General features: G+C 61.7%; 30 protein-coding genes. 15 read left to right on the top strand and 15 right to left on the bottom strand.

What is annotated here, in order from left to right; genetic code table 11:
- Positions 1-18: 18 nt before the first annotated feature.
- The 4 genes from CDV49_RS13255 to CDV49_RS13270 form a co-directional block, all read right to left on the bottom strand.
- Positions 19-1,029: an ABC transporter substrate-binding protein gene (locus CDV49_RS13255; RefSeq protein ID WP_088215906.1), complete on the bottom strand. Its 1,011-nt coding sequence runs from the start codon at positions 1,027-1,029 to the stop codon at positions 19-21.
- A 30-nt stretch (positions 1,030-1,059) separates the two neighbouring features.
- Positions 1,060-1,809 carry an ABC transporter permease gene (locus CDV49_RS13260; protein WP_256947341.1) on the bottom strand — a complete coding sequence of 250 codons (750 nt, stop codon included), beginning with the start codon at positions 1,807-1,809 and terminating at the stop codon, positions 1,060-1,062.
- A gap of 79 nt (positions 1,810-1,888) precedes the next feature.
- Entirely contained in the window at positions 1,889-2,413 is a 525-nt protein-coding gene (locus CDV49_RS13265) for an RBBP9/YdeN family alpha/beta hydrolase (RefSeq protein ID WP_088215908.1), read from the bottom strand.
- A gap of 139 nt (positions 2,414-2,552) precedes the next feature.
- Entirely contained in the window at positions 2,553-3,584 is a 1,032-nt protein-coding gene (locus tag CDV49_RS13270; RefSeq protein ID WP_088215909.1) for an LLM class flavin-dependent oxidoreductase, read from the bottom strand.
- Between the two features lie 177 nt (positions 3,585-3,761).
- Here CDV49_RS13270 and CDV49_RS13275 point away from each other — a divergent pair, with 177 nt between their 5' ends.
- The 3 genes from CDV49_RS13275 to CDV49_RS13285 are packed head-to-tail and all read left to right on the top strand — an operon-like array spanning position 3,762 to position 7,586.
- Positions 3,762-4,484 (top strand): gluconate 2-dehydrogenase subunit 3 family protein, encoded by a 723-nt coding sequence (locus CDV49_RS13275; RefSeq protein WP_088215910.1) that lies wholly within the window; start codon positions 3,762-3,764, stop codon positions 4,482-4,484.
- 3 nt (positions 4,485-4,487) lie between these two features.
- The gene (locus tag CDV49_RS13280) at positions 4,488-6,257 is read left to right on the top strand and encodes a GMC family oxidoreductase (RefSeq protein ID WP_088215911.1); all 1,770 of its coding nucleotides are present in this window, start codon (positions 4,488-4,490) and stop codon (positions 6,255-6,257) included.
- 12 nt (positions 6,258-6,269) lie between these two features.
- The gene (locus tag CDV49_RS13285; protein WP_088215912.1) at positions 6,270-7,586 is read left to right on the top strand and encodes a cytochrome c; all 1,317 of its coding nucleotides are present in this window, start codon (positions 6,270-6,272) and stop codon (positions 7,584-7,586) included.
- A gap of 47 nt (positions 7,587-7,633) precedes the next feature.
- On the opposite strand, the gene CDV49_RS13290 is transcribed toward CDV49_RS13285, so the two are convergent.
- Together CDV49_RS13290 and hrcA are read right to left on the bottom strand one after the other, a co-directional pair.
- Positions 7,634-8,176: a nucleotide exchange factor GrpE gene (locus tag CDV49_RS13290; RefSeq protein ID WP_088215913.1), complete on the bottom strand. Its 543-nt coding sequence runs from the start codon at positions 8,174-8,176 to the stop codon at positions 7,634-7,636.
- A gap of 3 nt (positions 8,177-8,179) precedes the next feature.
- Positions 8,180-9,241, bottom strand: coding sequence for a heat-inducible transcriptional repressor HrcA (gene hrcA / locus CDV49_RS13295; protein WP_088215914.1), 1,062 nt, complete (start codon positions 9,239-9,241; stop codon positions 8,180-8,182).
- Positions 9,242-9,379: 138 nt separating this feature from the next.
- Between hrcA and rph the strand changes: the two genes are divergently transcribed.
- From rph to CDV49_RS13320, 5 genes are read left to right on the top strand one after another with little or no spacing between them, the layout of a single operon-like run.
- Positions 9,380-10,093 (top strand): ribonuclease PH, encoded by a 714-nt coding sequence (gene rph / locus CDV49_RS13300; protein ID WP_035743380.1) that lies wholly within the window; start codon positions 9,380-9,382, stop codon positions 10,091-10,093.
- Positions 10,090-10,698 (top strand): RdgB/HAM1 family non-canonical purine NTP pyrophosphatase, encoded by a 609-nt coding sequence (rdgB, locus tag CDV49_RS13305; protein WP_088215915.1) that lies wholly within the window; start codon positions 10,090-10,092, stop codon positions 10,696-10,698. Before rph ends, rdgB begins: the two co-directional genes overlap by 4 nt.
- Complete coding sequence (locus CDV49_RS13310; RefSeq protein WP_088215916.1) at positions 10,695-11,069, top strand: RidA family protein; 375 nt, start codon at positions 10,695-10,697, stop codon at positions 11,067-11,069. Before rdgB ends, CDV49_RS13310 begins: the two co-directional genes overlap by 4 nt.
- Positions 11,066-12,238, top strand: coding sequence for a radical SAM family heme chaperone HemW (gene hemW / locus CDV49_RS13315; RefSeq protein ID WP_088215917.1), 1,173 nt, complete (start codon positions 11,066-11,068; stop codon positions 12,236-12,238). Before CDV49_RS13310 ends, hemW begins: the two co-directional genes overlap by 4 nt.
- A 2-nt stretch (positions 12,239-12,240) precedes the next feature.
- Positions 12,241-12,603 (top strand): YbaN family protein, encoded by a 363-nt coding sequence (locus tag CDV49_RS13320; protein ID WP_088215918.1) that lies wholly within the window; start codon positions 12,241-12,243, stop codon positions 12,601-12,603.
- Here CDV49_RS13320 and CDV49_RS13325 read toward each other — a convergent pair.
- From CDV49_RS13325 to hemJ, 7 genes are all read right to left on the bottom strand, one after another.
- A complete protein-coding gene (locus CDV49_RS13325; RefSeq protein ID WP_088215919.1) occupies positions 12,572-13,447 on the bottom strand; it encodes a ParB/RepB/Spo0J family partition protein in 876 nt (291 codons plus the stop codon). The two genes, CDV49_RS13320 and CDV49_RS13325, sit on opposite strands and share 32 nt — an antisense overlap.
- 10 nt (positions 13,448-13,457) lie before the next feature.
- Positions 13,458-14,249 (bottom strand): ParA family protein, encoded by a 792-nt coding sequence (locus CDV49_RS13330; RefSeq protein WP_088215920.1) that lies wholly within the window; start codon positions 14,247-14,249, stop codon positions 13,458-13,460.
- Complete coding sequence (gene rsmG, locus CDV49_RS13335; RefSeq protein ID WP_088215921.1) at positions 14,242-14,847, bottom strand: 16S rRNA (guanine(527)-N(7))-methyltransferase RsmG; 606 nt, start codon at positions 14,845-14,847, stop codon at positions 14,242-14,244. Before rsmG ends, CDV49_RS13330 begins: the two co-directional genes overlap by 8 nt.
- Positions 14,844-16,718: a tRNA uridine-5-carboxymethylaminomethyl(34) synthesis enzyme MnmG gene (mnmG, locus tag CDV49_RS13340; protein WP_088215922.1), complete on the bottom strand. Its 1,875-nt coding sequence runs from the start codon at positions 16,716-16,718 to the stop codon at positions 14,844-14,846. Before mnmG ends, rsmG begins: the two co-directional genes overlap by 4 nt.
- Positions 16,719-16,720: 2 nt before the next feature.
- Positions 16,721-18,001, bottom strand: a complete 1,281-nt coding sequence (mnmE, locus tag CDV49_RS13345) for a tRNA uridine-5-carboxymethylaminomethyl(34) synthesis GTPase MnmE (protein WP_088215923.1) — start codon at positions 17,999-18,001, stop codon at positions 16,721-16,723.
- 24 nt (positions 18,002-18,025) lie between these two features.
- On the bottom strand, positions 18,026-19,297 hold the full coding sequence (gene rho / locus CDV49_RS13350; protein ID WP_088215967.1) for a transcription termination factor Rho: 1,272 nt from the start codon (positions 19,295-19,297) through the stop codon (positions 18,026-18,028).
- A gap of 121 nt (positions 19,298-19,418) precedes the next feature.
- A complete protein-coding gene (gene hemJ / locus CDV49_RS13355; protein WP_088215924.1) occupies positions 19,419-19,868 on the bottom strand; it encodes a protoporphyrinogen oxidase HemJ in 450 nt (149 codons plus the stop codon).
- Positions 19,869-20,275: 407 nt separating this feature from the next.
- Here hemJ and CDV49_RS13360 point away from each other — a divergent pair, with 407 nt between their 5' ends.
- The 4 genes from CDV49_RS13360 to dnaQ are packed head-to-tail and all read left to right on the top strand — an operon-like array spanning position 20,276 to position 22,986.
- Positions 20,276-20,869 carry a Maf family protein gene (locus CDV49_RS13360; protein WP_179209207.1) on the top strand — a complete coding sequence of 198 codons (594 nt, stop codon included), beginning with the start codon at positions 20,276-20,278 and terminating at the stop codon, positions 20,867-20,869.
- Positions 20,866-21,702: a shikimate dehydrogenase gene (locus CDV49_RS13365; protein ID WP_088215926.1), complete on the top strand. Its 837-nt coding sequence runs from the start codon at positions 20,866-20,868 to the stop codon at positions 21,700-21,702. The genes CDV49_RS13360 and CDV49_RS13365 overlap by 4 nt, the downstream gene beginning before the upstream one ends.
- The gene (gene coaE, locus CDV49_RS13370; RefSeq protein ID WP_088215927.1) at positions 21,699-22,304 is read left to right on the top strand and encodes a dephospho-CoA kinase; all 606 of its coding nucleotides are present in this window, start codon (positions 21,699-21,701) and stop codon (positions 22,302-22,304) included. Before CDV49_RS13365 ends, coaE begins: the two co-directional genes overlap by 4 nt.
- Complete coding sequence (dnaQ, locus tag CDV49_RS13375; RefSeq protein ID WP_088215928.1) at positions 22,297-22,986, top strand: DNA polymerase III subunit epsilon; 690 nt, start codon at positions 22,297-22,299, stop codon at positions 22,984-22,986. Before coaE ends, dnaQ begins: the two co-directional genes overlap by 8 nt.
- A 2-nt stretch (positions 22,987-22,988) precedes the next feature.
- Here dnaQ and secB read toward each other — a convergent pair whose 3' ends face one another.
- Positions 22,989-23,483 carry a protein-export chaperone SecB gene (secB, locus tag CDV49_RS13380; RefSeq protein WP_088215929.1) on the bottom strand — a complete coding sequence of 165 codons (495 nt, stop codon included), beginning with the start codon at positions 23,481-23,483 and terminating at the stop codon, positions 22,989-22,991.
- A gap of 54 nt (positions 23,484-23,537) precedes the next feature.
- Entirely contained in the window at positions 23,538-24,029 is a 492-nt protein-coding gene (locus CDV49_RS13385) for an FxsA family protein (RefSeq protein WP_088215968.1), read from the bottom strand.
- 142 nt (positions 24,030-24,171) lie between these two features.
- Here CDV49_RS13385 and CDV49_RS13390 point away from each other — a divergent pair, with 142 nt between their 5' ends.
- From CDV49_RS13390 to CDV49_RS13400, 3 genes are read left to right on the top strand one after another with little or no spacing between them, the layout of a single operon-like run.
- Positions 24,172-24,834 (top strand): Tim44/TimA family putative adaptor protein, encoded by a 663-nt coding sequence (locus tag CDV49_RS13390; protein WP_088215930.1) that lies wholly within the window; start codon positions 24,172-24,174, stop codon positions 24,832-24,834.
- Positions 24,835-24,863: 29 nt separating this feature from the next.
- Complete coding sequence (mltA, locus tag CDV49_RS13395; protein WP_256947342.1) at positions 24,864-25,718, top strand: murein transglycosylase A; 855 nt, start codon at positions 24,864-24,866, stop codon at positions 25,716-25,718.
- A gap of 1 nt (position 25,719) precedes the next feature.
- The gene (locus tag CDV49_RS13400) at positions 25,720-26,334 is read left to right on the top strand and encodes a Smr/MutS family protein (protein ID WP_088215932.1); all 615 of its coding nucleotides are present in this window, start codon (positions 25,720-25,722) and stop codon (positions 26,332-26,334) included.
- Positions 26,335-26,412 lie beyond the last annotated feature (78 nt).

Genomic DNA, 26,412 nt, shown 5'->3' on the forward strand with positions numbered 1-26,412 from the left:
GATCATCTGCGGGAGCCATCATCTGCTGGGGCTGTCCCGACCCTCTGCCACTCCGATCCTGCCCAACACGGCGTCCTCAGGTCCGAAATCCACCCAGCTTTCCATTGCCGGCCGGGGTTTGCCGGCGAAATCTTCGGTCTCCCAAAGCCAGTCCACCGTGGTGTCCAGCTCCGCCTTCTCCAGACCGCCGTTCACGCTCCAGCTCTGCGCGAAGGCCTGACCGAGCTTGACGAGCGTTTCGTGGGACACGTCGGGGCGGGCCTTCTCCATCGCTGCAACCCATGTCGCGGGGTCGGCGGCGAAATCCCGCGCGGCGAGGGTCATCGCCTCGATGACCGCGCGGACTTCCTCTCCACGCCGCTCCAGCACGGCCGTCGTGACGGCATTGACCTTGGAGACGACGGGCGCGGCGGCGTAGAAATCCTCAACCCCGACCAGCACGGACAGGCGATCCGCCTCCGGTATGGACAGGAAGGTGCCGATCGACATGGTTGTCGCCGCGATCCGCCCCGCCACAAGCGCCTGCGCCCGCACGTTCGGCTGCCCGAGCGGCACGAGATCCACCGTGGTCGGGTCTACCCCCTTTGCCGCCAGCACCCGGAGTGAGAGCAGGTGATCCACGCTGCCGATGCGCCCGATCCCGAAAGCCTTGCCCGGAAGCTCTGACGTGGAGGTCAGACCGGAGGCGACGATCATGTAGGGAAGCGCCTTGTTGGGCGAAGTCACGGCGCGCAGGTCGTCCACTCCCTGCAGGCGGAGCTGAAGGAGGGCCTCCACCCCGACATTGGCCATCTCCCCCTCACCCGAGCGCAGCGCGGCAATGGCAAGCGGGGTCTGCTGCACGCGCACGAATTCCACATCCACCCCGGCGCGGTCGAAATACCCCTCGCTCTTCGCCAGCTCCATGACCGAATTGGGAACCAGCGGTGTTTCCATATCGGTCACGATCACCCGAAAGGGTGCTGCGATCGCGGGTACTGCTAGCAGGATAGCGACGGCGCCCGCCGCGCACAAAGCTCTGACAGTCATCTGTTTTCCTCTCCCCATCTTTCCCTCGCCTTAACGGGCCGATGCGGTTCTCCACCGCGTCAGCCGGTTCTCCAGATGACGGAGCGTCTCCGTGACCGCAACGCCCACCAGAGACAGAGTGAGCACGACGACGAAATACTCGGCCATCCGAAAGGAGTTGCCATAGATCGCCAGCAGGCCGCCAAGCCCTGTCACCGCGGTGTAAAGCTCCGCCACGACCGTGTTTATCAACCCGATCGTTGCACCGAGCCTGAGCCCTACCATCAGGATCGGCAAGGAACCCGGAAGGATGACATGCAAAAAGATCCGTCCCGGCGACGCACCGGTCGCGCGGGCCATTTCCACCAGATCGGGATCGGCCTCGGAGACGCCGGTATAGGCGTTGAGGATCACGGGCATCACCGCCCCCATGAAGACGATGAAGGCCTTCGCCTCCACCCCCAGCCCAAGGAGCACGATGATGAGGGGCACGAATGCCACGCGGGGGGTCGCGGCCAAGGCATAGACAAAGATGTCCAGCATGCGCCCGAGCGGTCGCACCACGCCCATGAGCACGCCCACGACGATCCCCACGACACCCGCGCTGATCGTACCGAGCAGGTAAACCCGCAGGCTCGCCAGAAGCGCGGTCGTGAGTTCGCCATCGGCAAACAGCCGGCGCGCAGCCGATAGCGTGGCAAGCGGCGTCGCGAACAGACCCGGTGGAAGCCTCTCGGCCGTGATCTGCCATGCGAGAAGGATCAGCGCGAGAAACAGCAGCCTGAGGCCGATAACCTTCACGTCGTCAATCCTTGCTCCCCGCCGCGGTGGACAAGAGAGCAGAGGGGCGGGAGGATTTCCAGCCCCCATGCGCAATCCTTCAGGGAAGCGTGCGCAGCCCGCCCCCTTCCGTCACCAGCTGCTGCGCTAGATGGCGGGCGAGCGGCCACGGGCCGTAGCCGCTGTCGCTGTCGATCCCGCCCGCATGGCCGAGATCGAGCATATCGGCCTGCCATATCTCGGCAAGCCGCCGGGCGTTCAGCCATGGCAGCGCGGGGTCATTGCGGCTGGCGACCAGCACGGCGGGAACGTTCAGCGGCAATTTTGGCGGCGCGAAAATCTCCAGCCCCCGCGGAGCGACCAGCAATGCGCCCCCGGCCCTGATCTGCGGCCAGGAGGCGATCACGCGCGCAATCAGCGAGGCGCCCAGACCATGGCCGACCAGAACCGCCCCCGGGTGCTGAAGCAGAATACCGGCAAGTTCCACCTCCCATTGCCGGGGACAGGGTCGATGCCACTCCAACTGTTCTACCAGAAGCGCACCGGGAACGGTGCTTGCCAACCAGTGCTGCCAGTGCGGCGCAGGCGCGCCTCCCAGACCGGGAACGATAAGCATCTTGACCATGAAACCTCCGGACAAAGGCAGGCTCTCCGCGTCTTGCGGGGAGAGCACTGCCGGGTCATGAACGGGCGAGAGCAGGGATGGTTCCCAAAAACATCGCCCGATCCGGGGTTTGGCGGCTGAAGGTCAGGCCAGCTTGGGGTCAGGCCAGCATGTCCCGCACCATCGGTGCGACACGGGTTCCGTAAAGTTCGATACAGCGCATCAGATTGTCATGCGGCAGCGGTCCGGCGGAATATTTCAGGTCGAACCGCACAAGGCCCAGAGCCTTCACCGAGCGGGCGATCTTGCGGGCCACTGTCTCCGGCCCGCCGACGCAGAGCGCGCCCTGCTCCACCTCCCGCTCGAAATCCTCGCGCCGGAGCGGCGGCCAGCCCCGGCCCGCGCCGATCCGGTCGTGCATCTCCGCATAGGGGCCGAAGAACTCCGCCTTGGCGGTTTCGTCATCCACCCCGACATAGCCGGGCGAATGCATCCCCACCGGCTGCACCGGCGCGCCCGTCTGGGCAAAAACCTTGTGATAAAGGTCCACGTAGGGGCGGAAGCGTTTCGGATCGCCGCCGATGACCGCCAGCATCATCGGCAGATCATAGCTCGCCGCGCGCACGACCGATTCCGGGCTGCCGCCGACCCCGACCCAGGTGCGCAGCGGCCCCTGCTCCAGCGGCGGAAACACCTCGGTGTTCTTCAGCGGCGCACGTACGCTGCCCTGCCAGGTGACCGGCCCGCCCTTCGCCAGCTCGGCAAAGAGCGCGAGCTTCTCCTCGAAAAGCCGCTCGTATTGGTCCATCGGATAGCCGAAGAGCGGAAAGCTCTCAGTGAAGGAGCCGCGCCCCACGATCACCTCCGCCCGCCCGCCGGAGATGGCGTCGAGCGTGGAGAACCGCTGAAACACCCGCACCGGCTCATCCGAGGACAGCACCGTGACGGCGGAGCCAAGGCGGATCCGTTCGGTTCGCGCGGCGATGGCGGCCAGAACCACTTCCGGAGCGGAGACGGCGAAATCGGCGCGGTGATGTTCCCCGACCCCAAAGAAGTCGAGGCCGAGGCTATCGGCCAGAACCCCTTCCTCCACCACGTTACGGATTGTCTGCGCGTGGGTTTCCGGCCCGCCGGCGGCAGTATTCATGACGTCCCCGAACGTGTCGAGACCGAGTTCCAGAGCCTGTGCCATGGGAATTCCTCAATGGTTTTCTGGCAGATAGGCACTCTGGCCGAAATGTTCCAGATCGGGCGGCCTGCCTGCGGAACCCGCCCCGCGTTCCGGCGTTGGGGGCGTGGGTCTGCCTTCGAGCGGCAGCCCTCCCCGCATATCGCCAGAGGCCTCTTGCCCAGCCCAAAAGGACACCCCATGCCCCCACGCTCGACGCGCGACCTCTCCGCCACACGACGCGGCTTTCTTCAGGGCGGGGCGGTCGGCGTCACGGTTGCGGCTTTTGCCCGGCCAGCGCTGGCCCGGGCAGAGTTCGGGCGGACGGAGGATGTCCCCCCGCTCGACCGCTATCAGCGCGTCTTTCTCAGCGACGCGGAATGGGTCTTCATCCTGGCGGCCGTGGCACGGCTCATCCCTTCGGAAGGCGAGGGGCCGGGGGCGATAGAGGCGCGGGTGCCGGTATTCATCGACCGCCAGCTCTCGGGCGACTTCGGCAGGGCTGCGACCCTCTACATGCGGGGGCCCCATGTGCCCGATGCCGATCCGCATCTCGGCTATCAGAGCCCGCTGTCGCCCGCGCAGATTTACCGGGGCGCAATCCCGATCTTCAACGACTGGTGCATCCGCCAGAAGAGCGCGGCCTTTGCCGACCTCGCCGCCGCAGAGCAGGATGAGGCGATCACGGCACTGATGGCGGGAAAGGTTCCGCTGCCGCCGGAGATGCGGGATTTCGGCGACCTTCTTCTCCAGAATACGAAGGAGGGGTATTTCGCGGACCCGATGTATGGCGGCAACCATGGAATGCAGGCCTGGGTGCATATCGGCTTTCCCGGCGCGCGCGGCAGCTTTCTGGAATGGATTGATCAACGGGATGTGCCCTATCCGCTCGGCCCCGTGTCGATCTCCGGCGACAGGGCCTGAGCGATGGCACGCACCGAGAAGAAGAAGGACGCGGTCATCGTGGGGCTCGGATGGACAGGTGCCATCCTTGGCATGGAGCTCGCAACCGAGGGGTTGGAGGTCGTCGCGCTCGAGCGCGGCAAGGACCGGGCGACCGTGCCGGATTTCCAGTATCCCAACATCATCGACGAATTGCGCTATGGCGTGCGGCTCGAACTCATGCAGAAGCCCGCTCGCTCCACCCTGACGATCCGGCGCACGCTGACGGAGCAGGCGCTGCCCTATCGGCAGCTCGGCTCCTTCCTGCCCGGCGACGGGGTGGGAGGGGCCGGGGTTCACTGGAACGGCCAGAACTGGCGGCCGATGGAGAACGAATTCCGCCTGCGCTCCTATGTGCGCGAGAACTGGGGCGAGGGGATCATTCCCGCGGGCATGGATCTTTACGACTATCCTCTCACCTATGCGGAGCTGGAGCCGTTCTTCGACCGGTTCGAATACATGGCGGGCATTTCCGGCAAGGCGGGCAACATACGCGGGCAGATCATTCCGGGCGGCAATCCGTTTGAGGCCCCCCGCTCCCGCGATTATCCCATGCCCGCACTGCCGCAGACGCTGGACGCCACGATGTTCGCAGAGGCGGCGCGCGCCATGGGCTATCATCCCTTTCCGCGCCCCGCGGGCAATGCCTCCCGCTCCTATGTGAACGAATACGGGATGCAGCTTGGCCCCTGCAACTTCTGCGGGTTCTGCGAACGCTACGGCTGTCTGAACTACTCCAAGTCCGCGCCGCAGACCTGCATTCTGGACGCGCTGCGGCGGAAGCCCAACTTTTCCTATCGCACGGAAGCAGAAGTGATGCGCGTGGAGCTTGCCCCCGACGGCAAGACCGCGACCGGCGTCACCTATTTCGACGAAGCGACGCAGGAGGAGGTGTTTCAGCCCGCCGATCTGGTCGTTCTCTGCGCCTACCAGTTTCACAATGTGCATCTCATGCTGCTGTCTGGCATCGGCAGGCCGTATGACCCGGCCAGCGGGGAGGGCGTCACCGGGCGCAACTATGCCTATCAGGTCATGGGGGATACCTCGCTCTTTTTCCGGGAGCGCAATTTCAACCCGTTCGTCGGAGCGGGCTCGAACGGCATGTGTATCGACGATTTCGCCATCAGCCAGATCGATTTCGGGCGCGAGGGATTCATCGGCGGCAGCTACATCTCCGCAGGGATCACCAATGGCCAGCCGATACGCTCCATGAGCCTGCCGCCCGAAACGCCGAAATGGGGCAGCGGCTGGAAGAGCGGCGTGAAGGAATGGTACGGGCGCTCCATGTCCATCGGATCCCACGGGTCCAACATGTCCTATCGGGATACCTATCTCGACCTCGATCCGACCTACAAGGACCGGTTCGGGCGCCCGCTCCTCAGGATGACCTTCGACTGGAAGCCGAACGATATCCGCATGACGCAGTTCATGAAATCAAAGATCGAACCCATCGCCGAGTCGATGGCTCCCGACTTCCAGACCTCCTCCTACATGACCCATGCGAGCCGTTACGACGTGCGGCCCTACCAGACCACGCATAACGTCGGCGGGGCGATCATGGGGGCGGATCCGTCGCTTTCGGCGGTGAACCGCTATCTCCAGACATGGGACAAGCACAACGTCTTCGTGATGGGGGCATCGGCCTTTCCGCAGAACATCCAGTACAACCCCACCGGTCTTGTGGGCGCACTGGCCTATTGGGCGGCGCACGCGATCCGCACCGAGTATCTTTCCAACCCCCGCCCGCTGGTCTGAGGAGGTCGCGCCATGCTGACGTTTCTGCGCCTGCTCCTCGGCCTCGCGCTCATCGGGGTCGTGGTCGCGCTGGCGATGATCTTCGTGCCGCACCGCCCGACGCCGCTCACCACTCTGCCCGCCGATTACGAGATTCCCTCAGGGGCGGGGGAATATGCGATGTATCTGGGGGATTGCGCCGCATGTCATACTGCCGACGGCGGTGAGCGCTTCGCGGGAGGGCGACCGATAGACAGCCCGCTCGGCACGATCTACTCCACGAACATCACGCCCGACCCCGACACCGGTATCGGGCGCTATACGCTCGATCAGTTCCGCGCGGCGCTCTACGACGGCATCCGCGCGGATGGCGCGCATCTGTACCCCGCGATGCCCTATGAGAACTACCGCAAGCTGACGGAGGAGGATGTCCGCGCGCTCTACCACTACTTCACCGAAGAAGTGGTCCCCGTGCACCATCAGGGGCCCGAGACGAGCCTACCCTTCCCCTTCAACCAGCGTTGGGGCATCCGGGCCTGGAACTGGGTGGCGCTGGAGCAGCCCGGCTTCCGTCCCCATACGGAGGATCCACAAGTTGCCCGCGGCGCCTATCTCGTGGAGGGGCCGGGCCATTGCGGGGCCTGTCACACCCCCCGGAACCTCGTCATGGCGCAGGACGGCACGGATGCCTCGAGCGAGAGCTTCCTGCGCGGCGGAGAGATCGACGGTTGGACAGCGCCCGACCTGCGCGGAGCCAAAAGCCCCGTGGCTCTCTGGAGCGCGGAGCAGCTCAAGATGCTCTTTGCCAGCGGCCGGAGCGCCCATGCGGCGGTGACGGGAGAGATGTCGCTTGTGGTGGAAGAATCGACCCAGCACTGGACGGAAAGCGATCTGGACGCGATGGTCGCCTATCTGAAGTCCATTGCAGATCCGGCCGATCCTCGTCCCGTACGGGATCCCGCACCGACGGTCGCTCTGCTGACCCATCCGACGCGGGACATGCCCCTTGGCGCGCGGCTCTACCTAGACAATTGCGGGGCCTGCCATTTCGTCAGCGGCAAGGGCGCGGATGAGGTCTTCCCGGAGCTTGATGGCAATTTCCTGGTCAATGCGCCCTCTCCCACCGGGCTCATCGAGGTCATCCTGCACGGCTCCACCGCGCCCTCCACCGAGATCAGGCCCTATCGTCTGCGGATGCCCGACTTCGGCCATCGCCTGTCGGATGCCGAGGTGGCGGAACTCGCGACGTTCCTGCGCCAGGCCTGGACGAACGACGCCGCGCCGGTGACCGCCGCCATGGTGGCGTCGTTGCGGGAAAGCCGAACGGGAGAGGCTTCGGCCTCCAACTGAAAAAAGCCTTGAGGACATGAAAAAGCCCCCATCTGGGGGCTTTGATCTTATTGAACCTTGCTGGCGGGAGTGGAGGAGACACCTACCTGAGCCGGTCGCAGCAGACGATCATGGATCATGAAGCCTTCGCCCATGACCTGGATGATGCCGCCGGCGGCGACATTGGGGACCGGCGCCTCGAACATCGCCTGATGGATTTGCGGATCGAAGGTGTCGCCCACAGCGGGGGAAATCACCGTGATGCCGTGTTTGGAGAAGATGTTGCGCAGCTCTCGCAGCGTCAACTCCACCCCCTCGATGAAGGCGGCCGACGTCGTGCGCTGTTCATCCGTCACATGGTCGAGCGCCCGCTTCAGGCTGTCATAGACCGGCAGCATGTCACGGGCGAGCTTGGTGCCGCCGTAATGCTCCGCCTCCCGGCGATCCCTTTCAGAGCGCTTGCGGGAATTCTCCGCATCCGCCAAAGTTCGCATGAAGCGGTCGCGGAATTCGTCACGCTCGGCTTTCACCTGCTCAAGCTCTGCCTCGAAGCTGGCTTCCAGCGCCTCATCCGCGCCGTCCGTCACACCATCGATCTTTTCTTCTGCCATTCCCTATCCTTTCGCCCGGTCGGACATGAGCTTGCCGACGAGCTGCGCCGTGTAGTCCACAATCGGGACGATCCGGCCATAATTCAACCGCGTCGGGCCGATCACACCCACGGCGCCGATGATCTTACGGTCAGCGTTCATATAGGGAGACACCACGAGAGAGGAACCCGAAAGTGAGAAAAGCTTGTTCTCCGATCCGATAAAGATGCGCACGCCCTCCCCCTCCTCGGCAAGCTCCAGAAACTCGGCCAGATCGCGTTTCCGCTCCAGATCGTCGAACAGGCTGCGAATCCGTTCCAGGTCGTCTGAGTTCGACAGGAGGTTGGACTGGCCCCGCACGATCAGCCGCTCATAGCTCTCGCCATGATCGTCCCAGAGCGCGACGCCGCTTTCCACCAGCTCACGCGAAAGCGTGTCGAGTTCCTGCCGCCGCGTCTCCATCTGCTGACGAATGCTGACCCGCAATTCCGACAGCGTCCGGCCCTCCAGCAGCGCGTTCAGGAAATTGGCCGCCTCCCGCATGGAGGAAGGGGTCTGACCCGCCGGTGGGGTGAAAATGCGATTCTCCACCTGCCCGTCGGAGAACACCAGAACCACCAGCGCCCTGTCCGGTGCCAGGCTGACGAAATCGATGTGACGCACCGGCGCTTCATGCTTCGGCATCAGCACGAGGCTCGCCCCCTGCGTGATCCCCGAGAGCGCGAAACCCACCCGGTCCAGCACACTGCTGACCTCACCGGAGCCGGGGGCGAAATTCGCTTCGATCCGCTGGCGGTCCGCCGTCTCCACCGTGCCGATTTCCATGAAACCGTCCACGAACATCCGAAGGCCAAGCTGCGTGGGAATGCGCCCCGCGGAGACATGTGGACTGTCCAGAAGTCCGAGCAGCTCCAGGTCCTGCATCACGTTGCGAATGGTCGCGGCAGAGATCGGCTGACTCATGGCGCGGGTCAGCGTGCGTGACCCGATGGGCTCGCCGTTCTGCAGATACGACTCCACAACCCGCCGGAACACCTCCCGCGAGCGATCATTGAGTTGAGAGAGAATTTTCGATCCGTCCTGCATGGCACTTCCGCAGACGATTTAAGAATCGACGCGGCCGATCGTCAATCGGCGATACGTCGATCGGGGTTGCATAGTGAGGGGGGCGCCCTGTAACTGGCGCGGAAACCAGCCCGACATGAGATGACGAGAGGATTTTCCATGCGCCCCTCCGGCAGACAGGTAAGCGAATTGCGCCCGATTTCAATCGAACCGGGTTTCACGCGACATGCAGAAGGCTCCTGCCTCATCAAGGTCGGGAACACCCATGTGCTCTGCACCGCCTCTGTAGAGGACAAGCCGCCGCCCTTCCTGCGCAACACGGGACTGGGTTGGGTGACGGCGGAATACGGCATGCTCCCCCGGTCCACCCACACCCGCTCGCGCCGGGAAGCCGCGCAGGGCAAGCAGTCCGGCCGCACGCAGGAGATCCAGCGGCTGATCGGCCGGTCGCTCCGCGCAGCGGTTGACCGGGTGGCTCTGGGAGAGCGGCAGATCACGGTGGATTGCGATGTGCTTCAGGCAGATGGCGGCACCCGCTGCGCCGCAATTACCGGCGGCTGGGTCGCGCTCCGCCTCGCCGTCAACAAGCTGCTGAAGGCGGGTGTGATCACAAGCGACCCGATCATGGATCATGTCGCCGCCGTGAGCTGTGGCATCTATGCGGGTCAGGCCCTGCTGGATCTCGACTATGCGGAAGACAGCGAAGCAGGCACCGACGGGAATTTTGTGATCACGGGCAAAGGCCGCCTCGTCGAGGTTCAGATGTCGGCGGAAGGCGCCACCTTCTCTCGGGAGGAGATGTTCGGCCTGCTCGACCTCGCAGAATCCGGCGTCAAAACCCTGATAGAAGCGCAGAAAGTCGCGGTCGCATGAGGAAGTTCACCTCCGATCGCCTTCTGGTCGCCACGCATAATTCCGGCAAGCTGGAAGAAATCGCGGAACTGCTGCGCCCCTATGGCGTGGCGGTCACCGGCGCGGCGCAGATGGCCCTGCCAGTGCCCGAGGAGACGGAGGAGACTTTCGTCGGCAACGCACGGATCAAGGCCCATGCGGCGGCAAAGGCAACCGGTCTTCCGGCGCTTGCAGACGATTCCGGCGTTCAGGTTGATGGCCTCAATGGGGCGCCGGGCGTACATACAGCCGATTGGGCAGAGACGGAAAATGGCCGGGACTTCCCGATGGCGATGCGGAAGGTCCATGACCTGCTGGAGGAGCGGAATGCTCCACAGCCCTGGACGGCGCGCTTTGTCTCCACGCTCGTTCTGGCCTGGCCGGACGGGCATGACGAGGCCTTCGAGGGCGTGATGCCCGGGCAGATCGTCTGGCCCCCGCGGGGCGACAACGGCCATGGCTACGACCCCATCTTCCAACCGACGGGCCGGGACACCACATTCGCAGAGATGGAGACGTCGGAAAAGAATCGCATCAGCCATCGTGCCGAGGCGTTCCGCAAACTGGTGGAAGGGTGCTTCACATGAAAAAGCGTATCAGCAGCGGCTCCCCCTATGAGGCGGTGATCGGCTATTCGCGCGCTGTCGTGGCCGGTGACTGGTGCTTCGTTTCCGGCTGCACCGGGGCGGAGAGTGACGGACGCTTTCTGCCCGATATCGCGCGGCAGGCAGAAAACGCCCTGAACGTCATCCGGCAGGCGCTTGCCGACGCCGGGTTTGACCTCTCCGATGTCGTCCGCGTTCAATATACCGTGACCAACCGGGGGCTGGTGGATGATCTCGCTCCGGCGCTGGCTGCGGCGTTTGGTGAGATCCGCCCTGCGGCGACCATGGTCTTTGCAGACCTCATCCATCCCGAAATGCTCGTGGAGATTGAGGTCACGGCGCTGCGCGGATGAGCTTCACCGCATCGGAAGACTGGCGAAACGCGGGCTTCGGGCTGTATGTCCATTGGCCGTTCTGTCAGGCGAAATGTCCCTACTGCGACTTCAACTCCCACGTGGCGCGGGAGGTCGATCAGAAGAGATGGCTTGCCGCCTACGAAAGCGAAATCCGGCGTTTGTCGCAAGATGCCCCGGGGCGTGTCCTCAACACCGTGTTCTTCGGAGGCGGAACACCGTCGTTGATGGCACCAGAGACGGTCGCCGGTGTGCTGGAAGCGGCCCGTAGCGTCTGGCCCTTTGCCAATGACATAGAGATCACACTGGAGGCGAACCCGACTTCTGCAGAAGCCGATCGCTTCCGTGGCTACCACGAGGCCGGGGTAAACCGGCTTTCAATGGGTATCCAGTCGCTGAATGACGAGCATCTGCGCCGTCTGGGACGGCTGCACACGGCGAGCGAAGCGCGCAAGGCGTTCACCATTGCGCGGGATACCTTCGACAAGGTCAGTTTCGATCTTATCTATGCCCGTCAGGATCAGGGTCTGTCCGAGTGGCAGGCCGAACTTGGCGAGGCGCTTTCCATGGCGATTGATCACCTGTCGCTTTACCAGCTCACCATCGAGGATGGTACGGCTTTTGGGGCACGGCACGCTGCGGGCGGTCTGCGCGGCCTGCCCGATGAAGATCTCTCCGCCGATCTGTATGCCGCGACGCAGGATACCTGCGCCTCGGCCGGTCTTCCGGGCTATGAGATTTCCAATCACGCCGCAGAGGATGCGCAATCCCAGCACAACCTGATCTACTGGCGTTACGGCGACTATGCGGGTGTCGGCCCCGGCGCCCATGGCCGGTTGAGCAATCAGGCAGGCCGATTCGCCACAGACACGCCTCTCCAGCCCGGCGCGTGGCTGGAAAAGGTGGAAAGGTTTGGAAACGGTGAAGCGTCCCGCATCCCTCTGCCCGCAGAAGAACAGGCGGCCGAGTATCTGATGATGAGCCTCCGACTGGCGGAAGGGATGGACTCTCTACGCTATGAGAATCTCATGGGCAAACCGCTCGATGAGGCGGCAATCCTGTCGTTGGAGGAACTCGGATTGCTCGAACGACAGGGCGGTCGCCTGCGCGCTACGGTGCGGGGCCGAATGGTGCTGAACGGCATTATCCGCGACCTGTTGCCGGGGTAGCGATGCGCATCTTGTGGCTGATATTCGGCGGGTTGTTCGTGCTGCTGGGCTTTGTGGGCGCGGTCCTGCCGATCATGCCGACCGTTCCCTTTCTGATTGTGGCAGCCTTTTGCTTTGGCCGCTCCTCAGAGCGGATGCATGCGTGGCTGATGACTCATCGCATCTTCGGCCCGCCGCTCAGAGACTGGGAGGCGAACCGGGCTATTCGACGTCAGACGAAATGGATAGCCGTGCTGTCCATGGCGGTCGGCTTCGCCTTTGTCAGCGCCTTTGTCGGATTGCCTGCCTGGGCACTCGTGGCGCAGGGAGCAATCCTGACACTTGTCAGTATATTCATATGGACTCGGCCGGAGCCGAAGACGTAAGAATACGGCAGAGATCGTCCAGCTGCTCAAGCGAAGCGTAGCGAATGGTAAGTTGCCCGTTCCCCTGCCCCGTGCGATGGGCGATTTCGACTCGCATTCCCAAAGTTGCACCAAGATCCGTTTCCAGCGCACGAGTGTCGGCATCTTTTTCCGAACGCGGACGGGCCTCTTTGGGAGTTGCCTGTTTCTGTGCCAGCTTCTCTGTTTCGCGAACCGACAGCCCTTCAGCAATCACACGACGGCCCATCGCAATGGGATCGGCCACCGTGATCAACGCGCGGGCATGGCCAGCGCTGAGCAGACCTTCTCTCACCCATTTCAGCACTTCTTCAGGTAGTTGAAGAAGGCGCAACAGGTTCGCGATATAGCTGCGGCTCTTGCCAAGGGCTTCTGCCAGGCGCTCCTGAGTATGCCCGAAACGGTCCATGAGTTGCCGATACCCAAGAGCCTCTTCCACGGCATTCAGATCCGCGCGCTGTATATTCTCAATAATAGCGACTTCCAGAACCTCTGTGTCGCTAAAGTCCCGAATTATAACTGGAATTTCGTGAAGCTGCGCAATCTGCGCGGCTCGCCAGCGGCGCTCCCCCGCAACAATTTCATATGTGCCCCCCGGCCGCTCCCGCACGATAAGCGGCTGGATGATGCCCTTTTCCCGAATTGAGTTCGCCAGATCTTCCAGCGCCTCGCCCGAAAAATCCCGGCGAGGTTGATCCGGGTTGGGTACGATTTTCTCGACCGGAATCAATAGTTCCGCACGACGCTTCACCGATTGAGGCTCAACCTGAACATCCGCCATCAGCGCCGAAAGTCCACGACCAAGGCTACGTTTGTTTTCCTTCATGCCGCCTCCTTCAGACCCCCGCATGACGATCTGCCATTTCTTGTGCTAATGACCGATAAGCCACACTCCCGCGTGAATTGCTGTCATATGACAATACCGGCATGGCAAAAGACGGCGCTTCGCTCACCCGCACATTGCGCGGAATAATGGTTCTGAACACCAGTTCCCCAAGGTTTTCCCGCGCATCAGCTTCAACCTGCTGAGAAAGATTATTGCGTCCATCATACATCGTGAGCAATACACCTTCGATTCGCAAATCAGGATTGGCAGTTTGCCGCACCTGACGGATCGTCAGCATGAGTTGAGAAAGCCCCTCAAGCGCGTAGAACTCGCTCTGAAGAGGGACGAGGACGGAATCTGCGGCAATCATCGCGTTGACGGTCAGCAAGCTCAGCGAAGGGGGGCAGTCGATAAGAACGTAATCAAAGTCGAACTGAGGCAGACCTTCGCGAAGAGCGTCCCGCAAAAGCAGGCTTCGCTTCTCATTTGCTACGAGTTGAATATCTGCCGATGCGAGGTCCTGCGTCGCACAACAGATAGATAATCCGTCAATGCGAGTGGTCATGACGATATCACCCAGAGGCATGGCTTCGATGAGAAGGTCGTATGTCGTGAAATCCCGCGCCTCGGGCGACACACCCAATCCGGTAGAAGCGTTTCCCTGCGGATCAAGGTCAATCACCAGAACCTTTTTGCCTTGCTCCGTCAACGCTGCGGCGAGATTGATGGCAGTCGTAGTCTTTCCCACTCCACCTTTTTGGTTCGCAATGGCAATAATGTGTGCTTGGCCGGTATCAGACACGGGAAAGCCCCTTGATTTTCAGGATAACACCGTTGGGATCGGTTTCGCTCGGAAACTTTTGCACGTCAAACCGGAACTTTTCAAGGGCTTCGTGTATCTCCTGATCTACCCCCCTCCCCTTCGGGAGAAGCGCGACACCGTCTTCATACAGATGCCGCTCAACCATCGAAAGTAAGCGAGGCAAAGGGGCGAGGGCACGCGCCGAGACAACATTGGCTTTTAACGGTGGCACCGATTCTGAGCGCGTCGCTATGATATTCACTTTTACATATGCTTCTCTGGCCACTGTCGACAGAAAAGCCGCTTTGCGTTGATCGCTTTCCACTAGAGTAAAGGAACGATCCTGACCCGCGCCGAGGATCGCAACCACCATCCCCGGGAAACCGCCACCGGATCCGAGGTCAACCCAGGCCTTGAAATCGCTCGAGTACGTCAGAAGTTGCGCAGAATCACGGAAGTGACGGCTCCACAAATCATCCAGCGTGTTCATCGACACAAGGTTGATCTTGGGGTTCCACTTCCGAAGCAGTCTCTCGTAAACTTCTAAACGCTCCCGCGTTTCACGTGAAACATCGTTGAATTCAAGGCTTCTCTTCATGCAGACGCCCTATGTCGCTGGCCGCGCTTCAAGCGGAGAAGGATGAGCGCGAGCGCAGCTGGCGTCATCCCTTCAAGCCGACTTGCTTGCGCGAGTGTATCCGGCCGCGACGCTTTCAGTTTCACCTTCAATTCATTGGATAGACCGTCAAGAACATCATAATCGAAGTCGGAAGGTATTACCCACGCTTCGTCCTTCTTCAGTGCCTCCGCGACGGAAACCTGCCGATCCAGGTACTTTGCATAGAGCGCGTCCCGCTTAAGCTGCGTTTGAACGGCCAAGGAAAGCGTGCCCAACTCCGGTAGAAGAGGCAGAAGATGATGGGGTTCGACTCCAGGAAACGCCAGAAGATCGCCCCCCGTACGGCGAACTCCGTCTTGACTCACCTCGATGCCCACTGCCTGGGCTTCACGGGGGCTTGTGCGCATACATGACAGGAGTGCCCTACCCCGCTTCAGTTCGCCCATTTTTTCTTCAAAAATGGCTTGCCTAGTCTCGCTCACACAGCCCGCACCAATCCCCAGAGGCGTCAATCGCTGGTCAGCATTGTCTGCCCGGAGCGAAAGGCGAAACTCGGATCGAGATGTAAACATGCGATAAGGCTCACTGACACCCCGCGTCACAAGATCATCTATCATCACGCCGATATAGCTCTCAGTCCGACTGAATAGGATCGGATCTCGATCAAGAGCCTTCAACGCTGCATTTATGCCGGCTACCAGACCTTGAGCGCCTGCTTCCTCATACCCGGTCGTGCCATTTATCTGACCCGCGAGGTAAAGACCATCGAGTGCGCGAATTTCCAAGCTCGCTTTCAAAGCACGGGGGTCTACGTAATCATACTCGATAGCGTACGCCGGTTGAAGAATGGTCGCATTCTCCAAGCCTTCAATCGAATGAACATACTCTTCCTGAACCTCGACCGGAAGAGAAGAGGATATCCCATTGGGATAAACGGTATAGTCGTCCAACCCCTCAGGCTCTAGGAATATCTGGTGAGACGATTTGTCGGCAAATCGAACGACCTTATCCTCTATCGAAGGACAGTATCTGGGGCCAACGCCTTCGATCATCCCCCCGTACATGGCCGAGAAGGTTAAGTTTTCTCGAATGATGTCATGTGTCTTCTCATTTGTATGCGTTATTCCGCATGACACCTGCCGAACTGCGGGATGAGAGGAGCAAAAGGAAAACATCGTCGGTTCTTCATCGCCGAGTTGCCGCTCCAGAATATCCCAATTTATCGTTCGACCGTCGAGCCTTGGGGGAGTACCGGTCTTCAACCGACCCAAGTCAATTCCGAGATCAATGATCCGCTCTGCCAATGCTATTGAGGGACGAGCGCCCATTCGCCCCCCCGAATGGCGCTTATCCCCTATATGTATCACGCCGCGAAGAAAGGTCCCGGTCGTCAGGATTACTGTCTTGGAAAGTATCGTTGCTCCGTCGGCAAGCCTCACTCCACGAACCTGAACGCCTTCCACCGATATATCAGCAACCTCACCCTCAAGAATGCTTAGATTCTTTTGGCTCTCCAGTTCCTTCTTCATTCCACGTCGATAAAGCGCCCTATCGATCTGGGCGCGCGGACCTTGTACAGCCGGACCTTTGCGACGATTGAGAAGGCGGAATTGTATGCCAGCGCTATCAGCGACACGCGCCATAGCGCCGTCAAGAGCGTCTATCTCGCGGACCAAATGACCCTTGCCAAGTCCACCGATCGCGGGATTACAGGACATTACGCCGAGATCGTCTCTGCGAATAGTGATAAGAGCGGTACTCGCGCCCATCCTCGCCGCGGCGTGCGCGGCCTCTGCACCAGCATGCCCACCGCCGACGACAACGACATCGAATTGTTTCACGTGAAACACTCCTACTTACCGATGCAGAAACTTGAGAAGATCTCTCCAAGAAGATCTTCAACATCAACCCGTCCAACCAGAGATTCAAGCCTCCGAAGAGCAAAGCGGATGTGCTCAGCGACAATTTCCGCCTGACCACCTTCCAATTCCGCCGTGGCAGCGCTTAACGATAGCTCTGCGCTTTTCAGCGCTTCACGGTGTCTTTCGCGCACCATGAGTGATGCGCCAACAGCCATTCCCTCCAGGAGGTTGGCGATTTGATCGACAAGACGATCAATACCCTGCCCCGTCAATCCTGATACCGCCTCCCCATCGCCGCTGCGCAGGTCTCCTTTTCCACGCACGACGATATCATCCGGTTGTCGATCAACGCCCGGAGGAAGGACGTCATCCTCAACCAGAAAAACGCGAAGATCCGCTTTGCTTGCGCGTACCTGGGCGCGTTCAATTCCTATTGTCTCTACTATATCGCTCGTGTCCCGCAGACCAGCTGTGTCCAGCAGTGTGACCGGGAGTCCCTTAAGATCCATCCGGACTTCAATGACATCGCGAGTGGTTCCCGCAATCTCCGAGGTGATGGCTGCTTCCCGACCGGCCAAGGCGTTCAGGAGAGTAGACTTACCGGCGTTAGGTACCCCAATGATCGCTACTTCGAAGCCATCCCGGATTCTCTCGGATACCGAGGCTCCTTTGAGATCATCCCGAATATCGGATACAACGCTACCAATGAGCTCCGTGACTTCTGGACTCACGTCCACAGGAACGTCCTCGTCAGCGAAGTCTATTGTTGCTTCCATCAAGGCGGCGGCCCTGATGAGCTGCGCCCGCCATACTTCCGTTTTGGCTGATATTGCGCCTGAAAATATCCTAAGAGCTTGTTTTCTTTGAATTTCTGTTTCCGCATCGATCAAATCCGCAAGTCCTTCGACCTGCGTCAGATCCAATCGGCCATTCTCCAGAGCCCGCCTTGTAAACTCCCCCGCCTCTGCAGGGCGAAGGCCGGGCTGCTTGCTTAAGGCTGATAGAACTGCGGAAACGACGGCGATGCTGCCGTGCAGATGGAACTCTACAACCCGTTCGCCGGTGAAACTCCGCCCCGTGTCAAATACCAGCACGAGGGCTTCATCGATCAGATCGCCCGCCCACGTCAGCCGCCGAAGCGCGCTGCGCCGTGGTTCAGGCAGCGTCCCGGCAAGCGCGGCCGACGCCTCCCAGGCCAAAGGCCCGGAAATGCGTATGACCGCGACACCCGCACGTCCCCGTGCTGTCGCCAAGGCGTAGATCGTATCCATAACTCATTGATTCTAAATTATAAATCACGCGTTCATAGACTCGAAGAATTCCGAATTCGACTTTGTTTGCTTCAGCTTCGAAATCAGGAATTCAACCGCATCGGTGGTCCCCATGGGATTCAGGATGCGGCGCAGCACATAGGTTTTCTGCAGGTCGGACTTATCAACCAGCAGGTCTTCCTTCCGGGTGCCGGATTTGAGGATATCCATGGCCGGGAACACCCGCTTATCGGCAACCTTCCGGTCAAGCACGATCTCGGAGTTGCCCGTGCCTTTGAATTCTTCGAAGATCACCTCGTCCATCCGGCTGCCCGTGTCGATAAGGGCGGTTGCGATGATGGTCAGCGAGCCCCCCTCCTCGATATTTCGAGCGGCGCCGAAGAAGCGTTTCGGCCGCTGGAGCGCATTGGCATCCACGCCGCCCGTCAAGACCTTACCGGAGCTGGGAACAACGGTATTGAAGGCCCTGCCAAGACGCGTGATCGAGTCCAGCAGGATCACCACATCCCGCTTGTGCTCCACCAATCGCTTGGCCTTTTCGATAACCATTTCCGCAACGGCTACGTGACGCGTCGCAGGCTCATCGAAGGTGGATGAGATGACCTCGCCACGCACGCTCCGCTGCATGTCGGTGACCTCCTCCGGCCGCTCGTCGATCAGCAAGACGATCAGATAGCATTCCGGGTGATTACGCTCGATCGAATGGGCGATGTTCTGAAGCAGCACGGTCTTGCCCGTGCGCGGCGGAGCCACGATGAGACTCCGCTGCCCCTTCCCGATCGGCGCGACAAGGTCGATGATCCGCGCTGAACGGTCGCGGATGGTCGGATCCTCGATCTCCATCTTCAGACGCTCATCGGGATAAAGCGGTGTCAGGTTGTCGAAATGCACCTTGTGCCGTGCTTTCTCCGGGTCGTCGAAGTTGATCCGGTTGACGGCAACCAGACCAAAGTAACGCTCGTTCTCACGCGGAGCCTGGATCACACCCTCGACCGTGTCGCCGGTGCGCAGGGAATATTGGCGGATCATCTCGGGCGAGACGTAGATGTCATCCGGCCCGGATAGGTAGTTCGCTTCGGGCGAACGCAGGAATCCGAAGCCGTCCTGAAGCACTTCCAGAACGCCGTCCCCCCCGATCTCCCAGCCTTCCTCGGCATGTTCCTTGAGGATCTGGAACATCATTTCCCCCTTCCGCATGGAAGAGGCGTTCTCGATCTCCCACTCCTCCGCCATGGCGAGGAGGTCAGCGGGGCTCTTTGCCTTGAGATCGGCGAGGCTAAGACGTTCTTGGGTCATGGGGATAGGTTCTCGAAGGCGCCGGACGGCACGTTTGACAAAATTGTCTGCGGAAAACGCGAAGGACCGGACGGTCACGCAATGCGGCATATAGAGATCCGTCGCGGTCGAGTCAACGTTTTCAGTATTTCACGATGACCGAAATGACGATGACGATCATCAGCAGCGTCGGCACCTCGTTCATGATCCGATAGCTGCGCCCGCTGACGCTGTTGGTCCCTTGCACGAAGTCCTTCCGTCGTGCGGCCAGCCAGCCGTGAAAGGCGCTCATGGCCAGCACCGCACCCGCCTTCACCCAGGGCCACCCCAGCGACCAGTTAACGACCCCTGGCGTCATCACTAGGCAAAGCCCGAACAGCCATGCCGCGATCATTGCTGGGTTGATGATGGCTCGCAGCAGCCGACGCTCCATCGTCTGGAACAGCAGATCCGTCTCACCGCCCGGCGGAACGCTCTCGGTGTGATAGACGTAGAGCCGCGGCAAATAGAACAACCCGGCCATCCAGGCGATCACGCTGATGACGTGAAAAGACAATGTCCATGGATAAAGGGTGGCCAGCAGCTCGCCCATCGGAACCTCGCTCTCATACCTTCTACTCTTAAATAAGAAAATAAAGAGAAGATGAAGTTGATGTAGGGCCTTGGGATAACTGAATCCCGGACGTTGCCCCGGATCTGTTCCACAGGACGACGGATCTGTCGATAAGAGTCACGGATCCCGGAACATGATTGTGGATAACACTAAATCAACCCGCAGGATCAAGGGGATGGCTTGTGATTTTTTTGTGGATAGCTGTAGCAAGCCAAAACGAATCGCACGGATCCCGCGAGTCGTCCACCGGCCCGTGACGGATCCGTCCCACTGTGGGAAAGCGGGCTGTTGCTTGACAGCGGATCTGGATTTCGTGGATCGGTGTGGATCACCTGCATGCCTTCCACAGAACTATAACGCGGTTGTCCACAGGATAATACATGATGATGCCTCTTGTCCTCGCCTCAGTTTCGGAAATTCGCGCGACGCTTCTGCGCAACGCAGGCGTGACCTTTGAGACTGTTCCTGCCCGGATCGATGAAGTGACCATCCGGGCTGCGCTGGAGGCAGAAGGCGCGAAGCCGCGCGACGTGGCCGATGCGCTGGCGGAGTTCAAGGCGCGCAAGGTGGCCGAGAAGCGGCCCGACGCGCTGGTGATCGGCTGTGATCAGGTGCTGGAGTGCGAGGGAAGGATCTATGGCAAGCCAGAAACCCGTGATGCAGCGAAAGCACAGTTGCTGGAGCTTCGGGGAAGGCGGCACCGGCTTCTTTCGGCAGCCGTGGTATATGAAGCCGCTGCGCCTGTCTGGCGGCAGATCGGAGAGGTCAGGCTGACGATGCGGACATTCTCCGACGATTGGTTGGACGGGTATGTCGCGCGGAACTGGGAGAGCATCCGGCACGCGGTCGGAGCCTACAAGCTGGAGGAAGAGGGCGTTCGCCTCTTCTCCCGGATCGAGGGAGATTACTTTTCGGTGCTTGGTCTGCCACTTGTCGAACTTCTGAACTATCTCGCTGCGCGAAAGGTCATCCCGTCATGACGGAGGGTGGAATTCCTCTCGCCGGGGTGATCGGATCACCTGTCGAGCACAGCAAATCGCCGGTTCTGCACGGTCACTGGCTCAGGACATACGGCATCCGGGGCTTCTATATTCCCATGAATGTCGCCCAGGCCGATCTGGTCGAGGTGATCCGCAGCCTGCCGAAGGCGGGATTCGTGGGTGTGAACGTCACCATCCCGCACAAGGAAAGCGCGTTGAAGCTGGCGGATCTCGTCACCGACCGGGCGGCCTTGATCGGCGCCGCGAATACGTTGATCTTTCGTCGGGATGGCAAAATCCACGCGGATAACACCGATGGCTATGGCTTCATCGCGAACCTGCGTCAGAATGCGCCCCTCTGGGATCCGAAGGCCGGGCCGGCCGCGGTGTTCGGTGCAGGTGGTGCAGCCCGCGCCGTCATTGCCTCTTTGATCGAAGTGGGCGTGCCCGAGATCCGCCTCTCCAACCGCTCCAAGCCGCGTGCAGAGGCGCTCCGGCACGATTTCGGTACCCGGATCGTCGTTCATGACTGGGTGCAGGCAGGGGCGATGCTGGAGGATTGCCTGACCGTGGTCAACACGAGCTCGCTGGGCATGGTCGGCAAGCCGGAACTGCGGGTGCCGCTGGACGCGCTCTCACCCAGGGCGCTGGCGACAGATATCGTCTACACGCCGCTCCGGACCGGGTTCCTGCTGGAGGCAGAGGCCCGGGGGTGTACGGTGGTGGACGGGCTGGGCATGCTCCTTCATCAGGCCGTTCCGGGGTTTGAGCGCTGGTTCGGGCGACGGCCGGAGGTGGATGAGGAAACGCGGGAGGCAGTGCTGGCATCATGACGACGCCTTTCGTTCTCGGGCTGACCGGCTCCATCGGGATGGGAAAATCCACCACTGCCGCGTTTTTCGCAGACGCCGGGATTCCCGTATGGGATGCCGATGCGGCGGTACACCGTCTCTATGCGGCGGGAGGGCAGGGGGCCGAGGCTATCCGGTCACTCCATCCCACGGCGCTGGTGGATGGCGCAGTGGACCGGGACCGCCTGAAGCATTGGATTTCCGAAGACCCGCATGCGCTGGTTCAGATCGAAGCCGTCATCCATCCGCTGGTGGCGGTCGATCGTGCGCGTTTCATGGAGCAGGCGGAAGCAGCCGGCGCGGATATGGTCGTGCTGGACATTCCCCTGCTTTTCGAGACCGGCCACGACACCTGGATGGATGCCGTGGCAGTCGTCACCGTCGATCCTGCGGTTCAGCGGGATCGGGTGCTGGCTCGCGGTACGATGACGCCTGCCCAGTTCGACGCGATTCTGGAAAAACAGATGCCGGATGCACAGAAACGTGGCCGCGCGGACTACGTTATCGAGACCAATAGCCTTGAAGAAGCCCGCAATGCTGTGCTTTCCCTGATCGAGCAGATCAGGAAAAGCCAGCATGCGTGAGATCGTTCTCGATACCGAAACCACCGGTTTTGAACCGGAGCAGGGCGACCGCATCGTCGAAATCGGTGCGGTTGAGCTGTTCAATCACATGCCCACGGGGCGGACGTTCCATGTCTACATCAATCCCGAACGCTCCATGCCGCCGGAGGCGTTCGAGGTTCATGGGCTGGGCGACGATTTTCTCCGCGACAAGCCGGTCTTCCGTGAAGTGGCGCAGGACTTTCTGACGTTTGTGGGAGACGCGCGGCTTGTCATCCACAATGCCGCCTTCGACATGAAGTTTCTCAATGCGGAACTGGGGTGGCTCGGTCTGCCGAGGATACCCTTCGAACAGGCGGTGGATACGCTCGCCATCGCAAGACGGCGGTTTCCGGGGTCACCGGCCTCGCTGGATGCTCTCTGCCGCCGGTTCGGCGTGGACAATTCGGCGCGGGAAAAACACGGCGCGCTGCTGGACAGCGAGATACTCGCCGAAGTCTATCTGGAGCTGATCGGCGGGCGGCAGCCGGACTTCGCGCTTGGTGTCGCTCAGGAAACGCGGCAGAGAACGGAGATCCGTGTCTGGCGCCCGGGCCCGCGTCCCGGGGCCCTCCCTCCGCGACTGACTGCGGAAGAAAAGGAAGCCCATGCCGCCTTTGTGGCGGGCATGGGCGAGGCTGCGCTCTGGCGCCGCTATACCTGACTTCAGTTCGGCGTCATCGCCGGCGGTTGCGTCGCCCGCCGCGCCAGTTCCTGCCGGTAAAGGGCAAGGAAGTCGATGTTGTCTAGCGACAGCGGAGGGAACCCGCCGTCACGGGTCACGTCGGAGACGATGCGGCGCACGAAGGGGAACAGCATGCGCGGACATTCGATGAGCAGGAACGGATGCATCTGGTCCTCCGGCACGCCCTCGATCGCGAAGACCCCGGCGTAATCCAGCTCCAGCAGGAACAGCGGCTCGTTGTTGGATTTGTTGCGCGAGGTGATCTTGAACTTGGTTACCACCTCATAGTGGTTGGTCGTCCCGCGCTTGCGGGCATCAAGGCTCACCTGCACCTGAATGTCGGGCTGCATCTCGCCGTTCTGCGCACCCTTCTGGGCGACGACATTCTCGAACGACAGGTCGCGCGTGTACTGTGCGAGCACCTGCATCCTGACTTGCGGCGCCTCGGGGGCCCCGCCATTCGCCACTTCAGCCATCAGAACCTCCTCAAGGTCGTTTGGGTTCGTGACTATCAGGTCGCAGAGCCTGCCTCAATGCCGCGTCCAGCCGGAATTTCCATGCGTGGGATTCTTGCCGGGAGGAATTTCCTCAAACTCCGCATCGATGACGATATCCTTGGGGCTCTGCTCATTCGGACGGCGCGCGTCACCTGCCGTGCGCATCCCGAAAGTGCGCACCTGGATGCGCCGCGACGCCTCTCTCAGAATGAAGCGCCGGACCGGCGGAATGAGCAGCAGGATACCCATCGCATCGGTGAAGAAGCCGGGAAGCATCAGCAGGAATCCCGCCATCATGATCATCGCGCCATGCGCCATCGGCGCGGATGGATCGCCCAGCGTCTCCAGCCGCCGCCGCATATCGTTGAGCGCGCCCTGGCCCTGCCGCCGCACGACGGCCATGCCTGCCAGCGCGGACAGGACGATCAGGCCGAGCGTTGGCCACACGCCGATCCATCCTCCGACAAGAATGAACAGCGCAATCTCGACCAACGGAAGGAGGACAAGGGCGAGGAGCAGATACATATCCGGTTCGAGGCCTTTAAGATGGGGTTGCGGCATTTGATCCGGGGCGCTGCGGTGGACTCAGGCCCCATGCTCCCCTACATAGGTAGAACAGCCGCCGAATGCCATGTTCCGACCTCTTTTGACGCACCCCGAGGTATAAATGAGCTCCGCCGTTATCCAACTCATCGTTCTTGCCGGGATCGCCGTGTTCCTGATCCTGAGGCTGCGGAGCGTTCTGGGCAGCCGCGAAGGATTTGAAAAGCCGCCGCTTCCTGTGGGAGATGAGGCCCGCCCGACGCCCCGCCGGAATTTCGAGGTCATTGATGGTGGTCCCGATCAGGACATCACGGATCACGTGCCTGAAGGGTCTCCTGCTGCCGTCGCGCTCGCCAGTATGAAGAAGGCTGATCCCGCCTTCAACGTGGGCGAGTTCCTGCATGGGGCCCGTGCGGCCTATGAGATGATCCTCATGGCATTCGAGCGCGGCGAGATCGAAACCGTGAAACCTTACGTTTCGGATCAGGTGTACGCCACCTTCGCGGATGTGATCGAAAGCCGCAGGCGGGAGGGGCTGACCGTTCAATCCACCTTCGTCGGTATTCGCGAGCTTTCACTGGCCGACGCGACCTTCGATCAGGGGAGCGGGGAAGGGGCGGTCACCGTGCGGTTCACCGGCGAGCTGACCTCCGTCGTCCGTGATGCGGCGGGGCAGATCGTTGAGGGCAATCCGAACGAGATCCGCCGTCAGCGCGATGTCTGGACTTTCGCTCGGATCATGGGATCGAATGACCCCAACTGGCAGCTTGTCGCGACCGGAGAATGACGGAGCGCTTGGCTGGGGCAGGGGCGGGATTGTCACCCGACGCCCTGCCGGGATGGAATGATGACGATCATGAGGCGGCCCTGGCCGCCTTTTTGGTCACTTCGGCGGCGGGGCACGGTCCCGCGCGACGCTATTGGGAGCAGGGGTTCCGGGCCGTGGAGCTTGCCGGAGACTGGATGTTCACCGGCTACTATGAGCCTGAACTTCCGGCGCGCAGCCAGCCGGATGCCCGTTTCCGCTATCCGGTTCACCGCCTGCCCGAAGGTTTGTCCGCAGGGAAACCGTGGTTCAGCCGTGCGGAGATCGCTGCAGGCGACCTGCTCCGGGGGCAGGAGATAGCGTGGCTGGACGATCCGCTCGAGGCGTTTCTCCTGCAGGTGCAGGGCTCCGGGCGGCTGGTGCTGGAGAATGGCCGCGTCCTGCGCCTCGGCTACGGCGGTCGGAACGGCCATCCCTATGTTTCCATCGGCCGGCAGCTTGTTCTCAGGGGAGAGATCCCGCTGGAGGCGATGTCCACCGAAGCCATTCGCGACTGGGCGCGCCGGAACCCTGACCGGTTGTCCGACCTTCTGAATACCAACCCGTCCTACGTCTTCTTCCGCCTGCTGGACCTCCCCCCGGCGACAGGTCCGCTGGGCGCGATGGAGCGACCGCTGACGGCTGGCCGGAGCCTTGCCGTGGACCCTTCTGTCGTGCCGCTCGGCGCGGCGGTCTGGGTGCGGGTGGAGGAGGTGGCCCGCCTGATGGTGGCGCAGGACACCGGCAGCGCGATCAAGGGGCCGCGGGGTGACATCTTCTTCGGCTCGGGTGCGGAGGCAGGGCGGCGCGCGGGGCGGCTGCGGCACCCCGGGCAGGCTTTCCTGCTTCTCCCGCGGGAGGGCTGAGATGGCGCGCAAACGGCGGGATATCACCCCCGAGGAGGCGAAACTCTGGCAGAGCGTGGCGCGCTCCACCCTGCCGATGCATCGCATCGAACCCCTGCCCGAGCCCGAGGAACGTCCCGTGCGGCCCATCGTGCCCCGTGTGGAGGAGCCTCCACCAGTCGCGATACCGGCCGCGATTCAGGCGTTCCGGGTCGGGGAGAGGGCGGACGCAAGACGGCCCCATACCTTGCTTGGCTCTCTGCCGGAGCGGTTGGCCTCGGGTGGCGTCAGGATGGACCGGCGCACCTTCGACCAGATGAACCGTGGCAAGATCTCGCCCGAAGGGCGGCTCGACCTGCACGGGATGACGCTGGCAGAGGCGCATGGTGCCCTTGTCCGCTTCGTGATGGATAGCCACCGTCGGCAGCGTCGGCTGCTGCTGGTGATTACGGGAAAGGGTCGAAACCCGAGCGATGAGGGCCCTATTCCCGTCCGCGTGGGGGCGCTTCGCCATCAGGTGCCGCAGTGGCTGACGCTGCCACCGCTGGGCGGACTCGTCTTGCAGGTGACCCCGGCGCATATCCGCCATGGCGGTGCCGGGGCCTATTATGTCTATCTGCGCCGCAACCGGGCCTAGCAGGCGGCTGAAAAACCATTCCGGGTCGTCCTGAGGCGGAGATCTTCCCAACATTGTTGAAGAGTGCCCCGGACACCG

This window comes from Haematobacter genomosp. 1 (assembly GCF_002196855.1).
Taxonomy (GTDB): domain Bacteria; phylum Pseudomonadota; class Alphaproteobacteria; order Rhodobacterales; family Rhodobacteraceae; genus Haematobacter.

Excerpts from the sequence above, each read along its gene's own strand:
- CDV49_RS13255 (WP_088215906.1), bottom strand. The coding sequence starts at position 1,029 with ATGACTGTCAGAGCTTTGTGCGCGGCGGGCGCCGTCGCTATCCTGCTA.
- CDV49_RS13265 (WP_088215908.1), bottom strand. The coding sequence starts at position 2,413 with ATGGTCAAGATGCTTATCGTTCCCGGTCTGGGAGGCGCGCCTGCGCCG.
- CDV49_RS13270 (WP_088215909.1), bottom strand. The coding sequence starts at position 3,584 with ATGGCACAGGCTCTGGAACTCGGTCTCGACACGTTCGGGGACGTCATG.
- CDV49_RS13275 (WP_088215910.1), top strand. The coding sequence starts at position 3,762 with ATGCCCCCACGCTCGACGCGCGACCTCTCCGCCACACGACGCGGCTTT.
- CDV49_RS13280 (WP_088215911.1), top strand. The coding sequence starts at position 4,488 with ATGGCACGCACCGAGAAGAAGAAGGACGCGGTCATCGTGGGGCTCGGA.
- CDV49_RS13285 (WP_088215912.1), top strand. The coding sequence starts at position 6,270 with ATGCTGACGTTTCTGCGCCTGCTCCTCGGCCTCGCGCTCATCGGGGTC.
- CDV49_RS13290 (WP_088215913.1), bottom strand. The coding sequence starts at position 8,176 with ATGGCAGAAGAAAAGATCGATGGTGTGACGGACGGCGCGGATGAGGCG.
- hrcA (WP_088215914.1), bottom strand. The coding sequence starts at position 9,241 with ATGCAGGACGGATCGAAAATTCTCTCTCAACTCAATGATCGCTCGCGG.
- rph (WP_035743380.1), top strand. The coding sequence starts at position 9,380 with ATGCGCCCCTCCGGCAGACAGGTAAGCGAATTGCGCCCGATTTCAATC.
- rdgB (WP_088215915.1), top strand. The coding sequence starts at position 10,090 with ATGAGGAAGTTCACCTCCGATCGCCTTCTGGTCGCCACGCATAATTCC.
- CDV49_RS13310 (WP_088215916.1), top strand. The coding sequence starts at position 10,695 with ATGAAAAAGCGTATCAGCAGCGGCTCCCCCTATGAGGCGGTGATCGGC.
- hemW (WP_088215917.1), top strand. The coding sequence starts at position 11,066 with ATGAGCTTCACCGCATCGGAAGACTGGCGAAACGCGGGCTTCGGGCTG.
- CDV49_RS13320 (WP_088215918.1), top strand. The coding sequence starts at position 12,241 with ATGCGCATCTTGTGGCTGATATTCGGCGGGTTGTTCGTGCTGCTGGGC.
- CDV49_RS13325 (WP_088215919.1), bottom strand. The coding sequence starts at position 13,447 with ATGAAGGAAAACAAACGTAGCCTTGGTCGTGGACTTTCGGCGCTGATG.
- rsmG (WP_088215921.1), bottom strand. The coding sequence starts at position 14,847 with ATGAAGAGAAGCCTTGAATTCAACGATGTTTCACGTGAAACGCGGGAG.
- mnmE (WP_088215923.1), bottom strand. The coding sequence starts at position 18,001 with ATGGATACGATCTACGCCTTGGCGACAGCACGGGGACGTGCGGGTGTC.
- rho (WP_088215967.1), bottom strand. The coding sequence starts at position 19,297 with ATGACCCAAGAACGTCTTAGCCTCGCCGATCTCAAGGCAAAGAGCCCC.
- hemJ (WP_088215924.1), bottom strand. The coding sequence starts at position 19,868 with ATGGGCGAGCTGCTGGCCACCCTTTATCCATGGACATTGTCTTTTCAC.
- CDV49_RS13360 (WP_179209207.1), top strand. The coding sequence starts at position 20,276 with ATGCCTCTTGTCCTCGCCTCAGTTTCGGAAATTCGCGCGACGCTTCTG.
- CDV49_RS13365 (WP_088215926.1), top strand. The coding sequence starts at position 20,866 with ATGACGGAGGGTGGAATTCCTCTCGCCGGGGTGATCGGATCACCTGTC.
- coaE (WP_088215927.1), top strand. The coding sequence starts at position 21,699 with ATGACGACGCCTTTCGTTCTCGGGCTGACCGGCTCCATCGGGATGGGA.
- dnaQ (WP_088215928.1), top strand. The coding sequence starts at position 22,297 with ATGCGTGAGATCGTTCTCGATACCGAAACCACCGGTTTTGAACCGGAG.
- secB (WP_088215929.1), bottom strand. The coding sequence starts at position 23,483 with ATGGCTGAAGTGGCGAATGGCGGGGCCCCCGAGGCGCCGCAAGTCAGG.
- CDV49_RS13385 (WP_088215968.1), bottom strand. The coding sequence starts at position 24,029 with ATGTATCTGCTCCTCGCCCTTGTCCTCCTTCCGTTGGTCGAGATTGCG.
- CDV49_RS13390 (WP_088215930.1), top strand. The coding sequence starts at position 24,172 with ATGAGCTCCGCCGTTATCCAACTCATCGTTCTTGCCGGGATCGCCGTG.
- CDV49_RS13400 (WP_088215932.1), top strand. The coding sequence starts at position 25,720 with ATGGCGCGCAAACGGCGGGATATCACCCCCGAGGAGGCGAAACTCTGG.